This window comes from Paenibacillus sp. CB74 (assembly GCF_055687625.1).
The window spans coordinates 2,837,262-2,851,339 of sequence record NZ_CM146009.1; the positions used below are offsets into that span (position 1 = coordinate 2,837,262).

The following is a 14,078-nucleotide window of genomic DNA, read 5'->3' on the forward strand; positions in this document are numbered from 1 at the left end:
TTCACTATAATTGATTTGATTCACATATATGCTAATCCGCTGATTCGTCATCCGGTTCATCCACCGGCTCCTGATGATCACATGAAGTACACTGCAATCGTGCTCCCTTTTTGTTCCGCTTTTCAATCATTAACGATCCACAACTTGGACATGGTTTGGCTGAAGGTCTGTCCCATGAGACAAAATCACATTCAGGATACTTGTCACATCCGTAGAAAATACGTCCCTTTTTACTACGACGCTCAACAACATGACCTTCCTTACATTTCGGACAAGTTACACCGATGTCCTTAATAATCGGTTTGGTATTCCGACAATCAGGGAACCCAGAGCACGCGAGAAACTTGCCAAATCGTCCAAGCTTGTAAACGAGAGGTTTGCCGCACTTCTCACAGATCTCATCCGATACTTCATCTTCAATCTCGATTTCTTTCATTTCTTCTTCCGCAAACTCAAGCCGTTTCTCAAAAGATTCGTAGAATTCTGCGAGTACTTTAACCCAATCCTCCGAACCTTCTTCCACATGGTCAAGGTCACCTTCCATGTTTGCGGTAAATTCAACATTCAGAATTTCCGGGAAGAACTCTTCCATCTGCTCAATGACCAGTTCACCCAGCTCGGTCGGCATGAATTTCTTTTCCTCTATCGCAACATATCCGCGCTTCTGAATGGTCTCCAGTGTTGGCGCATATGTACTCGGACGCCCTATACCCAATTCCTCAAGCGTTTTAACCAACCTTGCCTCCGTATATCGGGGTGGCGGTTGTGTAAAATGCTGTTTTGGCTCAATTTCCTGCTTCTCCAGCACATCTCCACTTTTCAGCGGAGGCAGCAGACGATCTTCATCAGTTGTACCATCATCGTTCCCTTCAACATATACCTTCATGAAGCCCTGGAACCGCACCTTCGAACCTGCTGCACGGAAAATCGTGTCTCCCGCAGCAATATCTACAGAAAGTGTATCCAAAATGGCTGAAGACATCTGGCTCGCCACAAAACGTTCCCAAACTAGTTTATACAGACGGAACTGATCGCGACTCATGAATGACTTGATTGAATCAGGATCACGCAAAATTGAAGTTGGACGTATTGCTTCATGCGCATCTTGAGCATTAGTAGCTTTTTTGGAATAATTCCGTGGTGTCTCAGGCGCAAATGACTCCCCGTACTTCCCAACGATATATTCTTTGGCTTCTTCTTGTGCAGATGCCGCAATTCGTGTGGAGTCCGTACGCATATACGTGATGAGACCTACTGTGCCTTCTTTTCCAAGGTCTACACCTTCATATAGTTGTTGGGCGACCGACATCGTCTTGGAAGCTCTGAAATTCAATTTACGAGCTGCTTCCTGTTGCAATGAACTCGTCGTAAACGGAGCGGAAGGGTTACGGCTGCGTTCTTTCTCTTTCACTTCCTTGATCGTAAAGTCTGCACCTTCGATCTGTTTCAAGATCGCTTGCACTTCCGCTTCACTACCCAGTTCTGTTTTGGCCCCGTTCAGTTTATGAAACTTAGCTTCAAACGGATTGCCGTCTGCTGTCAGTTTAGCGGTAATGCTCCAGTATTCTTCCGGTTCAAAATCATCAATTTCATTTTCACGATCTAAAATGATTTTGACAGCTACGGACTGAACCCGGCCTGCAGATAAGCCTTTTTTAACTTTTTTCCATAACAATGGACTAATTTTATATCCAACAAGCCGATCCAGAATACGTCTTGCCTGCTGCGCGTTCACCAAATCCATATTGATTTTCCGCGGCGTTTTGAACGCATCCTTGACAGCCTGTTTAGTAATTTCATTAAATACTACACGGCAATCTGCCGTATCGTCCAATTCGAGAGCATGGGCCAAGTGCCATGCAATAGCTTCACCTTCGCGATCCGGGTCAGCTGCGAGATACACTTTTTTCACTTTCTTTCGTGCATCCTTCAGTTCTTTCAAAATTGAACCTTTGCCGCGGATCGTAATATATTTCGGATTAAAATCATTCTCCACCTCAACGCCGATCTGACTCTTTGGCAAATCGCGAACATGTCCCATCGAAGCTTTCACGATGAACTTGCTGCCTAAATATTTGCCTATCGTCTTCGCCTTTGAGGGCGACTCCACGATTACGAGTGCATCCGCCATAGGTTCATCCTCCTCTCAGTCATGAAACTGTCATGTAACTGTTTCTGTATGCTTATGCATAGGTAATAACTTCAGCTAATTATATATTTCCACACGCTGCTTAGGTTGCAGCATCATCATACCCTCGCATATTTAGTGCCTGGTAATTGGCTAATCTGCTTTTTTATGATTAAAGATAACAGAACTGAATGCAAATGTCCAAAATCCCAACCTAGCTGTTCAACCAATTGATCAAGGGATTGCTCCTCCTGTTCCAACAGATAAATCACACGTTGTTCATCGGGAGAGACCTTAACCTCAGTGAATATCCCCTGCCTGGAAGGCTCCGTTGTTTCAGTCGAACGTCCTCTATTGTAAGGAAGTTGATCTGCATTTGGCAAGCCCAAACGATACTCTTCCAATATATCTGCTGCACAAGTAACCAATTTGGCCCCTTGACGGATTAGATTATGTGCTCCCCTACTCTTCGGTGAGGTGATGGGTCCAGGCACTGCAAATACATCCCTTCCTGCTTCAAGCGCAGCATCTGCTGTGATAAGTGAACCACTGCGAATGTCAGCCTCAACAACCAATGTTCCCAAAGTCAGTCCGGCTATGATGCGATTCCGTTCCGGAAATAGTCCCTGACGTGCTCTAGTACCTGGTGGATATTCTGACAAAAGCAGACCCGTCTCCGCAATTCGCTCGGCAAGGCTCGTATTTTCAGGCGGGTATATATTATCAATCCCTGTTCCGAATACTGCAATCGTTTTGCCCTTAGCACGTAATACTGCATCATGACATGCGCTATCAATACCACGGGCAAGTCCGCTTACGATCGTCAGTCCTGCATTGCATAATTGTTCTGCCAGCTTCTCACCAACTTTGCGCCCATACACGGTCGGCATACGAGTTCCCACCATTGCCATCGAAGGGGTATGTAACAAACTAACATCTCCTCGACCATACATTACCCAAGGAGGCTGAACGGTTTCCTTCATTAATATGGGATAATTCTGATCCAGATAAGTAATAACCTCTATTCCCTGATTGTAAACGTGTTCTCTTCTACACTCAATCCAGTTATGGTTAAATTGACTAGCCAAACGGGCAGCCTGATCTTTACGCAAGCCAGCCGCAGCCCAATCCCCTTCTTTATAATTCAAGAGATCGGACAATTCATGTTGTCCCTGAACTAGTTTCGAGATTGTTTTCTTGCCGATCCCTTCCATCTCATGCAAACCAAACAAGATCCATCGTTCTTCCATACCATAAACCTCCCAGATCGGGAAGAGAATCTTCCCTCATATTGTGTGTGATGTGGTCACGGATTGCAAGCGTTTACGCAGATAAGAAGTAACTTCACTTCCTTTTTCCCGTAAAAAAACGCAAAAAAGCAACCCTTCGCCCTGTTTAAGGACAAAAGGTTGCTTACCTTTTCCGTATCCATAATAGTCGGCTTACCAAAAATACATCATTTTTGAGCCGTTTCTTCTATTATAACGAAAAGGAATTAATGTGTCGTGCACAAATTCAAAATACCGCGCTCTTCAAGTACACTCACCAAAGTCGAGCCCATCTCAGCAGGTGTTGGGGCTACTTTGATACCGCACGATTCCAGCTTGGCAATCTTCTCTTTGGCTGTACCTTTACCGCCAGAGATAATAGCGCCAGCATGGCCCATACGTTTGCCTGGAGGCGCTGTTACGCCACCAATAAAGCCCACAACCGGTTTGGTCATGTTTTCGCGAACCCAATCAGCAGCATCTTCTTCAGCTGTACCACCAATCTCACCAATCATGATGACTGCATGAGTCTGTGGATCTTCATTGAACCGTTTGAGGATATCAATGAACTCGGAGCCTTTTACAGGGTCTCCCCCGATTCCTACAGCAGAAGATTGTCCAATGCCACGCGTCGTCAGTTGATGAACGGCTTCATAGGTAAGTGTTCCACTACGGGAAACAACGCCAACGTGCCCTGCCATATGGATATAACCAGGCATGATACCGATTTTACATTCGCCTGGTGTAATGACACCTGGGCAGTTCGGTCCGATCAGGACGGTATTTTTACCTTCCATGAAGCGGTCAACCTTAATCATGTCAAGAACCGGAATACCTTCTGTAATACAGATTACGAGGTCTAGCTCTGCGTCAACAGCTTCCATAATAGAATCTGCTGCAAATGCAGGAGGAACGTAAATGACGCTCGCTGTTGCGCCTGTAGCTTCCTTCGCTTCCTGCACAGTGTTGAACACCGGCAGACTGGCTACTGTACCGTCTTCCAGCGTGATATCAACATTAGTTCCGCCTTTACCCGGTGTAACTCCGCCTACCATCTGGGTTCCGTAGTCCAATGCGCCCTTCGTGTGGAACATTCCCGTTGAACCCGTAATGCCTTGCGTAATGACTTTTGTATTTTTATCGATCAAAATACTCACGTTGCTTCACATCCTTACGGTTATTTTTCAATTCCCGGACAGCTCCGGTACTAAGGAATGAACTTATTTTACGAGGGCAACAATTTTCTGTGCACCATCGGCCATGGAATCAGCAGGAACGATATTCAGGCCAGATTCACCCAAAATACGTTTGCCAAGCTCCACGTTAGTTCCTTCAAGACGAACAACCAGCGGTTTGGTCAGGCCAAGCTGCTTCGCGGCTTCAACAACACCATTGGCGATAACATCACAGCGCATGATACCACCGAAAATGTTAACAAAGATCCCAGCTACTTTGGCATCGGACAAGATGATTTTGAATGCTTCTGTCACCTTCTCCGTTGTAGCACCGCCCCCAACGTCAAGGAAGTTGGCCGGGTCTCCACCGTAGTATTTGATAATGTCCATCGTTGCCATCGCAAGTCCCGCACCATTGACCATACAGCCGATGTTGCCATCAAGTGCTATGTAGCTGAGGTCGTATTTGGAAGCTTCGATTTCTTTTTCATCCTCTTCATCCAGATCACGCAGTTCCATAATGTCTTTGTGACGGAACAAGGCGTTGGAGTCAAAGTTTAATTTCGCATCTAGAGCGATAACGTTTCCATCTCCGGTAACAACGAGAGGATTGATCTCAGCAATAGAGCAATCTTTTTCGACAAATGCAGTGTACAGCGCGAGCATGAACTTAACGGCTTTGTTCACCAATTCATTCGGAATCTTAATGCTGTAAGCCAGTTTACGCGCCTGGAACACTTGCAATCCAATGGCAGGGTCAATAATTTCTTTGAAAATTTTCTCAGGTGTAGCTTCAGCTACTTCTTCAATCTCAGTACCGCCTTCTTCGGAAGCCATCATAACTACACGGCCTGTGGCACGGTCCACAACAACACCCACATAATACTCTTTGCGGATATCGCATCCTTCTTCAATCAGAAGACGTTTCACTTCTTTGCCTTCTGGTCCAGTTTGGTGTGTTACCAATACTTTACCCAGAATTTCGGAAGCATAGGCACGAACTTCATCCGTACTCTTCGCCACTTTTACGCCGCCGGCTTTACCCCGGCCACCTGCGTGAATTTGCGCTTTAACAACAGTCACCGGACTGCCCAGTGCCTCTGCGGCCGCAACCGCTTCATCGACTGTATAAGCAACCTTTCCGTTTGGAACGGTAACTCCATACTGTTTCAGTACTTCTTTTCCTTGATATTCATGGATATTCATTCTCGAATCCTCCTATCAACATGACTGCAACAAGGCGGGTTGGTAGACTAACAAAAGACAAATGTTGACTATTTTCACTTAAACCCAATTCATTGTAACACGTTTTTAAAACGCTTTCCTTAAAAAATTAATGGTTAATAGACAGTATTTTGATATGAGTATGATCCCATATTGTGAATGCTTGGGTATATATGGAAAAAACCTTAGCTATAGCTAAGGTTTCCTTGATGTAAAACTACATTTTATTTTTTGGCTGCGTTCGTGTTGGTTTCGTGAACTTTTTCCAGCAACCCTTTGAACTGACCCAATAAAGCTTCAAACTCTGTACTGTTCAAACACGCGTCTCCCTGAATGGCTGCAGGTATGGACAATGCCTTGTTCCGCAACTCACGGCCGGAGTCTGTTAGTGTAATTAATACTTTTCGTTCATCCTGAGCCGAGCGTTCGCGATTAATAAGTCCTGCTGACTGCAACCGTTTGAGAAGTGGTGTCAATGTTCCCGAATCGAGATAGAGCGCCTCCCCGATCTCCTTAACCGTACATTCTTCACGTTCCCACAATACCATCAAGACCAGATACTGGGAGTATGTTACGCCAAGTACCTCCAAATAAGGTTGGTACATCTTCGTAATCTCACGTGAACAAGCATATATGGCAAAGCATAATTGGTTATCCAGCTTCAAACTGTCAGTCTGCATATGTCTTTCTCACCTGCCTATTGTGCATTCTATTCCTTATAGAAAGGAACTATAAATCTATCTTATCACAAATTAGAAAAAAAACAGAATAATTGAGCACAAATGATTTTACTATTCAATTTAATTATGTTAAATTAGATTGTGTAAAATAGAAATAGAAATAAATATACATCATCATGATTCAATAAAAATAAAAGATAAGTCCATGGAATAAATCCACGCTTTCTCCGGCTCAATTTGATAACCATTAATGACATTTTATACGTAGGCCATTTTCGCCAAAGCTATTGAATGATTTCCTTCCAAAAATAAAATTCAGGGATCAGGAATGATGTTTACAGCTATGATAATGACAGGTTGACTCCATGATTCCTTTTATATAAAATGCTTAATAGAAGCTGAGGAAGCACCTTAATTCGTAGACTGGCCCGTGTTATGCGGAGTCAAGAATCGAGTGAGGTGTTTCTTTGTCATGTACGGAAAATTACACAGTGCGTGTTTGTACGGAATCGATGGCGTTCTGATTGAGGTGGAAACCGATTTATCCAATGGTCTGCCACAGACCTCCATCATCGGCTTACCGGATTCAGCCATTCGTGAGGCTGTTGAACGTGTTCGTGCAGCGATTAAAAACTGCGGATATCAGTATCCTTTACAGCGGATCACAATCAATCTGGCCCCTGCCGATCTGCGCAAGGAAGGATCTTCCTTTGATCTAGCCATTGCTATTGGTTTACTTATGACAAGCGGCCAGCTTGTACTTCCTCCCCAGGAACGGACACTCGTGGTTGGCGAACTGGCATTGGACGGTTCGATCAGATCCGTACCCGGCATTTTATCCATGGTGGATCTGGCCAAAAGACAAGGCTTTACGTCCATTCTCCTTCCTTATGATAACGTGGAGGAAGCGTCACTGATTCGAGGTATCCAGGTGTATGGCATTCGGCATTTGCAGGATATAGCTCCGGTAAACCCAGATCAATCAACTAGTTCAGTGGGAACACCACATCATTCAAATTCAGGACCCATTGTGTTGAAAAACTATGCTCACCTCGTTGCTCCTATAACAGATAAAACTTACAAGAAGGCGGATAGAAATGCGAGTCAAATACCATCATTTGCAGATGACTATAGTGATGTTCTGGGACAGCATCATGTCAAACGCGCGCTTATGATTGCTGCAGCCGGCATGCATAATATACTGCTCGTTGGACCACCAGGCACGGGCAAAACGATGTTAATCAAACGTTTGCCTACCATCCTTCCACCACTGTCAGAAGATGAAGCGTTAGAAGTAACCAAAGTATTAAGTGCCGCAGGCAAGTTAAAAGAAGCGCCTCAAGGCCTGATTGCAGACAGACCTTTTCGCTCCCCTCACCACACGATATCCACCTCTGGTCTGATTGGAGGCGGTGGTATACCAAAACCGGGTGAAGTTAGCCTTGCCCACCGGGGCATACTTTTTCTGGATGAATTACCTGAGTTCCAGCGCCAAGTGCTGGAGGTGTTAAGGCAGCCGTTAGAGGATCGCACAGTGACGATTAGCCGGGCGCGGGCAGCATTCACTTTCCCAGCCCAGTTCATGCTCGCATGTTCCATGAATCCCTGCCCCTGCGGATATTTGTCCGCTCATTCGGAGGAGCAGCGCTGTATATGCAGTCCCGCTCGTGTTGCGGCGTATCGGGCCAAAATTTCAGGGCCATTGCTGGACCGTATTGATCTTCAGGTTGAGGTTCCTCCACCAGGCGAGTGGCGCAAGTCTGCTGCTTCCCCTTCCTCTGAAGAAATGCAGTCAAAAGTCATCCATGCTCATCATATTCAGGCGACCCGTTATGCCCAAAGTTTGGTTCGCTGGAATAGCCAGCTTTCGGGCACACTTTTGCGACGAACGATCCATCTCCCCCATGAGGCAGAGCAACTGTTAGAGCAAACACTGCAAACCTTGAACCTGAGCATGCGTGCACATGATCGGATTATCAAGATGGCACAGACCATTGCCGACCTGGACCATGATGGTGATATTGTGACAGCTCATGTGGCTGAAGCCATACAGTATCGTCAATTGGATCTTAATTTATTTTGAGAAGTATACGAAGGAAGAACAAGTTCACCAAAAATCATAACCCGATATCATCAACCTGTAGGCTGAATAGCATGGTCAAGACGAATATATCATTGAATTTTTAATATAGGGATATGTCATCACAACAAAAAAACGTACAAGTGGCTCTCTTTTGAGGAGAGGTACTTGTACGTCAATTTTTCATCACTCAAAAAGAGTCAGTTTGTCCTTCGCAGGTGTACGTTCTTTGGCAGAAGGAATAACATCGGGGTATCCCATGTAAACCATGCCTATAATCTTCTCACCCGCCTCTATGCCAAGAGGTTTGCGGAATTTGGGAGCGTACAGGAATGGCTTGGTCACCCAGAATGTACCAATATCTTCACTCCAGGCTGCAAGCATAAAGTTCTGAACCAATGCACTTACCGCAGCGAAGTCTTCGTCCCAGATATTCTGTCTTGGATCTTCCTCCAGAACAACAAGCATAACGGATGGAACTTGCATAATATTCGCTGAAAATTTATTGTCTTCTCCCATTTCTGCGTCAATGGCCTCAGCCAGTTTCTTCCGCCCATTCCCGGTAAATAACAGGAACCTCCAAGGTTCACGCAGTTTATGGTTAGGGGCCCAGACTGCAGTGTCCAGCAATTCTATAATTTGCTGTGTAGGAACAGCTTCTTTTTTAAATTTTTTCACCGTGCGACGATTTTGAATCGCTTCTCTGACTACATTACTTGTTTTTGTAACTTTACTCATCGGCCGTACCTCCCTGATTATAATATCACTTGTAACCGTAACAAAGACTTACGGTCTTGTATAACTCGTTTATGACTAATCAAAAGATTATAACTCCAGATTACATCCTTGATTATACACCCTTCTGTTCAGGAGATTCAAAGGGATGGCTCCGAAAACTATGACTACAGGCGCAAGAATGAAAAAGACGACTCCGAATCCTGATCCACTAATGGCGATCATCAAGTCAGAGCCGTCTATTTTGAACCAGCCAATTTGCACCGTCAGGAAATTACGATCACGTCAACGCTCGAATCAGTATGGACCTGCTCCTTCAAAAGTACCTTTAACAAAATCCATTTTGTTGTACTTCTCCTGGTTACCAGCAACATCAGTACTGTAATACTCTACCACCTTGACCTCGGGAGCAAAAAATTGGACAGGCCCTTCATAGTTCTTCCACGCTCCTCCATTGATTCGATATTGCGTTGTTTTTACACCTGATCCTTTGACTTCGTCGGTAGCCTGGAGTCTAAACGTAAATCCTTTGATGTATGTCTTCCCATTTACGGTGTCTGTGATTGGAACTAATCTGTACTTGGTTACTGGGGGAGTAACATCTGCATCTTTCTTCAGTACGATATTAAACGTATTATGATCCCCTTGTACAAGGGTAACGTTAAGGCTAGTTTTTAAGTATCCTGATGCTTCCCCCGTTATTGTTCTGGCGCCTGTTGGCACGCGTTTTATAAAATAGTTGCCTTGAGCATCCGTTGTTGCCGAGACTCCAGCATTCACTTTAGCTCCAGTGACTGGGTTGCCCTCCTCATCTACTACTTTTCCGCGGACGTGTGCTGCTTCTGTCAAAACAACATCTACGATTAAGGTTTTTCCAGCTTGAACATTCAAACGATCCTGTTCATAAAGCATATAATCCGCAGAATCTACCCAGATTGCAATGTTCGGATTATAGTCAAAATCAAGCCCAGTAACGGCATACCGGCCTTGCTCATTCGTTTTAACCGGGCGATCCGACGCCCCTGTTACTTTGACCAGGGCATCTGGAATCGGCTTGCCTGTTTGATCGGTTACAGATCCTACAATCGTAGAAGGTTCGTAAAGCTCAAAATTAACCAAAATCTGTTCCCCTTCTGACAAATAGTAGGTATTACGATGCCTGTCTGTCACATATCCTTCTGCTTCAATTATAAAACTGATTTCCGTATAATCCTGAACAGACTCCAGGATGGAATAACTTCCAGTGGCATCTGTCTTCACGCTTTTTTCAGTATTTTCCCCTTGGTATCTAAGAGAATACTTAATTGTTGCATCCTGGATAGGAAATCCTTCAGGATCCGTAACTTTACCTGATACCTTTGCCTGTGTAGACGGATCAGCTGCATAAGAAACGCCAGAATACATGATTCCAAACATAATGAAACATAAAGATAGTGTACTTAGTCGAATTATCCATTTGATACTTGTCTTCATCTTCTCACTACACCTCACGATATATTTATGAATCTAACGTTTCCCTCTAACCTCTTTTAACTTTCTAAAAGCTCAAGCTTCCAGAACTCCCCGTCCCAAACATATTGCCAAATGCCTTGCCCACCGTTCATGGTCTCGCTGATATCCAGCACTTCCATCCGAGGACACTCCCATACTCGTTTTCCTGTGTTGTTCGACGTATTCTGAAGCTCTTTCATACATCCCACCAACCTCTCTTTAAATTTCAACTTTTTTAGTTTATAACAAATGATACATTTTGTATCTATATTTTTAGGAAATACACTGATTTTATTATCAGTGTTTGTCTCCTCTGTTTTATCATTTCATCGTAAAATTAAAAAAAGCCACAGTTCCTGCATGACAAGGAACTGCGGCTTAAGTATAATAACTAATTTCAAGACTTCAAGGAATGCAAAAATAAGACATAATTAAACTTGGATTTTGAAATAAACGAACTTCTATATCGAAATGATACATTTCGTATCTTGAGTTACAGCATTGATTTTACGTGTCATGCTTAAAAAGCATTAACAATATGATTCACAGAGATCGTCTCTCCTGCTTGATCAAGCATTACGGCAATTACATCGAAACGGATCTGATGTTCCGACTCTCCCGTCATTTGCAAATAAACGGATGCAGTTGAGCGCACCTGCTGCATTTTACGCATATCAACCGATTCCTGAGGTGTACCATATTGAGCGGCTCCACTTCTGCTCCTTACTTCTACAAAAACAATCAGTCCCTCGTAAGAAGCAATGATGTCAATCTCACCGCTACGGCAACGCCAGTTCTGTCTAATGATCCGATAATCATTCTCTCGCAACCATTGACGGGCGGCCTCTTCACCTAATCGGCCCTTTTGCTGTCGTGTGAGCTTCAGACTCAGCCCCTGTCCCAATTTACGTTCTACCATGACTCATTTTCCTCACGTCCTGAGGCTATTCGATCTGCACGGTAGACATACGTTAGTACTTCCGCGACCAGTTGATACAGTTCAGCCGGAATCTGTTCATCCAGATCCAACTTGGAGAGCACCTCCACAAGTGCTGCATCCTCCTGAACAGCGACGCCGTTTTCTCTGGCTTTATCTAATATAGCTTCTGCCACTTTCCCGCGCCCCTTGGCCACAACAACAGGCGCTTCGCTCTCTCCAGGGACATATTTTAGGGCAACCGCCTTTTTGGAGAGCAGGTCCGGTTGTGACGACTCGTCTTTCATACTTTCAAGTCCACCCCTTTGTATCGTTCAGGACTATAGTCCGAGGCCTTCATTTTTCGTTCTGCACCCGGTTCCTGGCCCACAGGCCACGGTTCTGACTTGAAAGTCAGCAGTTGATAACCCAGCTTATCCAACGCCTGATGGATTACCTCTCGTCCGCTCTCCAGAAGCGGTCCCATTCCTTCGCGATCATTTAATACACGTAAGCTGACAATGTTGTTAACCACATGTACATCTACCAGCGTTGGCCCAAGACTTTTCATGTCCAGATCGAACCATAGACGGCAGTTGGACGCATCCAGCTCTCCACGTGGTCCACGACGTGACTGAATCTGAACAGATGCCGTTTCTTCCCCGTCCGGTCCAGTGATCGGAATAAACCAGTGCATCTGTGCAAATGTAGCACTGCGATCTGTCGTCAGCAATAACTGCTGACCTGTCAGATATTGCACGGCCTGTCCGGCGGCATCCTTAAGTGCCGCCGGTGCACCTTCGCTGCTCGCAAGCTGCAGCAGCAAGCCCTTCAGCGTGTCCGCATTCGCCGGACCCGCCGCTTCCCCCACGCGCGGCTGCGCTGCCGCGCCGTGAACGGCCTGCTGCTCGTGCTCCGCACCGAGCAGCTTCAGCACGCGCCCCACCCACGGGTCCCCCTCGTGGGTGACAGGCGCGTGCACTGCCGCAGCTCCCGCAGGTGCTGCGGCACTAACGCCAGCCGGCGGCGCATCAGCGCCGGCTGGCGTTGGCTGCGGCACGCCTCCGGCAGCCGCAGCCGCCTGGCCGCCCTGCGATGCAGGGGCGGCCTGTGCTGCCGCACCAGGCTGTGCCGGTGCGGCAGTGGACGCGCTGCGCAGTGCGTCCAGCAGCGCCATCAGCTTGGGCGCCAGCTGCGCTGCCGTAGGCGCTGCTGGCGCCGCCTGGCCTGCTGCGGACGGCGTCCCCGCAGCAGCAGGCGTTTCAGCGCGGCCATCAGTCCGGCCGGCCGCGCTTGCTTCAGACTGGCCTACACTTGCACGGCCAGCCATAGATTCAGCTGCCGCCCCTGGTGTACCCGGGCGGCTACCACCCATTTCACCCGCGTCAGTCCCACGCGGGCTCTCTCCAGGTATTCCGGTTCCAGACGGAATACTCGCACCACCTTTGCCAGCCAATTCAACGTTGTTGGCAACTGGCTTCGCCGCAGCTTCAGCACTTCCTGTGCCTCCAGCCATCTGTATGTTTCCTTTCACAGCAGCCCCTGCAACCTCTGACCCATCAGCCGTCATGGGTGTTGCTCCTGCCAATGCCGCTTGTCCTTGCTTAGTCGACAAAGCAGGTGCTCCAGTTCCAGTCCCTGTTACCTGACGACCATTGCCTGATGAAGCCAACCCTTCTTCCAACTGCGCTGCATTCGGCAATACAGGTGTACCAGCCATGGCTGCTGGCTTCAGCGTAGCAGATTGTTCCCCAGTCAGTACCGGTTTACCTGTAGCTTGAGTCAGCATCGTTTCCAACTGATCAGCCAACCCGCTTAATAACTGGTGAAGAGGGGGACCAAACACCGTCTGGTGTAATCCCTTTACCGTTTCCGCCGTAACCGGAAGACCACGCTGAAAAGCAATTCCCGTCGCCTGCACCCATTCTTCCACAGGGACCTGTGCGGGTTTGGCATTCATCATATTCTGAACCATAGCCACATTATCCTTCGTGAGCGGCAAACCGCTACGCTGCATGGCAAGCAACAGTTCCCGGTTCCCTTTTGTATCCGGTAGCCCTACATCCTGTAGCAGGTTGTTCAACGAAGCTTGTGGCAGCTCAGCAAGTGTACCCGACATTGGCTTCATGACCGTAATGCCGTTTTCACCTGGAGGCTGTACTTGGAGCAATGTGGTCTCACCCGGACGGAGTGGAGTCTCCAATTTGGCGCGCACCTGCACACCTTGAATCTGTAGAACCGCATCCCCTCCATCATCGGATACACTTACCACGGAGCCACGAACTACCTGACCTTCCTTTAATTCAAGCGGCTTGGCATTCCCTGGCTTGCTGTCTCCCAATAATCCCTTGATCACGGAACCGATATTCAAATCTCTCCCC

12 protein-coding genes are annotated in these 14,078 nt (G+C 46.6%); 1 reads left to right on the forward strand and 11 read right to left on the reverse strand.

Features of this window, described 5'->3' with window-relative positions; translation table 11 throughout:
* Nucleotides 1-31: 31 nt before the first annotated feature.
* From topA to ACX9NY_RS12550, 5 genes are all read right to left on the reverse strand, one after another.
* Nucleotides 32-2,131, reverse strand: coding sequence for a type I DNA topoisomerase (topA, locus tag ACX9NY_RS12530; protein ID WP_339241569.1), 2,100 nt, complete (start codon nt 2,129-2,131; stop codon nt 32-34).
* A gap of 116 nt (nt 2,132-2,247) precedes the next feature.
* Nucleotides 2,248-3,378: a DNA-processing protein DprA gene (gene dprA, locus ACX9NY_RS12535; protein ID WP_472478721.1), complete on the reverse strand. Its 1,131-nt coding sequence runs from the start codon at nt 3,376-3,378 to the stop codon at nt 2,248-2,250.
* A 245-nt stretch (nt 3,379-3,623) separates the two neighbouring features.
* Nucleotides 3,624-4,553, reverse strand: coding sequence for a succinate--CoA ligase subunit alpha (sucD, locus tag ACX9NY_RS12540; protein ID WP_036609382.1), 930 nt, complete (start codon nt 4,551-4,553; stop codon nt 3,624-3,626).
* A 63-nt stretch (nt 4,554-4,616) separates the two neighbouring features.
* Nucleotides 4,617-5,777 (reverse strand): ADP-forming succinate--CoA ligase subunit beta, encoded by a 1,161-nt coding sequence (gene sucC / locus ACX9NY_RS12545; protein ID WP_339241565.1) that lies wholly within the window; start codon nt 5,775-5,777, stop codon nt 4,617-4,619.
* Nucleotides 5,778-6,019: 242 nt separating this feature from the next.
* The gene (locus ACX9NY_RS12550; RefSeq protein ID WP_339260428.1) at nt 6,020-6,475 is read right to left on the reverse strand and encodes a MarR family winged helix-turn-helix transcriptional regulator; all 456 of its coding nucleotides are present in this window, start codon (nt 6,473-6,475) and stop codon (nt 6,020-6,022) included.
* 472 nt (nt 6,476-6,947) lie between these two features.
* Between ACX9NY_RS12550 and ACX9NY_RS12555 the strand changes: the two genes are divergently transcribed.
* Entirely contained in the window at nt 6,948-8,558 is a 1,611-nt protein-coding gene (locus ACX9NY_RS12555) for a YifB family Mg chelatase-like AAA ATPase (RefSeq protein WP_472478722.1), read from the forward strand.
* Nucleotides 8,559-8,741: 183 nt separating this feature from the next.
* Here ACX9NY_RS12555 and ACX9NY_RS12560 read toward each other — a convergent pair whose 3' ends face one another.
* The 6 genes from ACX9NY_RS12560 to ACX9NY_RS12585 all read right to left on the reverse strand — a co-directional run bounded on the left by ACX9NY_RS12560 (nt 8,742) and on the right by ACX9NY_RS12585 (nt 14,068).
* Complete coding sequence (locus ACX9NY_RS12560; protein WP_339241560.1) at nt 8,742-9,293, reverse strand: nitroreductase family protein; 552 nt, start codon at nt 9,291-9,293, stop codon at nt 8,742-8,744.
* Nucleotides 9,294-9,587: 294 nt separating this feature from the next.
* Nucleotides 9,588-10,763, reverse strand: coding sequence for a carboxypeptidase-like regulatory domain-containing protein (locus ACX9NY_RS12565; RefSeq protein ID WP_472478723.1), 1,176 nt, complete (start codon nt 10,761-10,763; stop codon nt 9,588-9,590).
* 56 nt (nt 10,764-10,819) lie between these two features.
* Nucleotides 10,820-10,981: a paeninodin family lasso peptide gene (locus ACX9NY_RS12570; RefSeq protein ID WP_339241556.1), complete on the reverse strand. Its 162-nt coding sequence runs from the start codon at nt 10,979-10,981 to the stop codon at nt 10,820-10,822.
* A gap of 320 nt (nt 10,982-11,301) precedes the next feature.
* Complete coding sequence (locus tag ACX9NY_RS12575) at nt 11,302-11,700, reverse strand: YraN family protein (protein ID WP_472478724.1); 399 nt, start codon at nt 11,698-11,700, stop codon at nt 11,302-11,304.
* Nucleotides 11,694-12,005 carry an EscU/YscU/HrcU family type III secretion system export apparatus switch protein gene (locus ACX9NY_RS12580; protein WP_253433732.1) on the reverse strand — a complete coding sequence of 104 codons (312 nt, stop codon included), beginning with the start codon at nt 12,003-12,005 and terminating at the stop codon, nt 11,694-11,696. The genes ACX9NY_RS12575 and ACX9NY_RS12580 overlap by 7 nt, the downstream gene beginning before the upstream one ends.
* Nucleotides 12,002-14,068 (reverse strand): DNA ligase, encoded by a 2,067-nt coding sequence (locus ACX9NY_RS12585; protein WP_472478725.1) that lies wholly within the window; start codon nt 14,066-14,068, stop codon nt 12,002-12,004. Before ACX9NY_RS12585 ends, ACX9NY_RS12580 begins: the two co-directional genes overlap by 4 nt.
* Nucleotides 14,069-14,078: the final 10 nt, after the last annotated feature.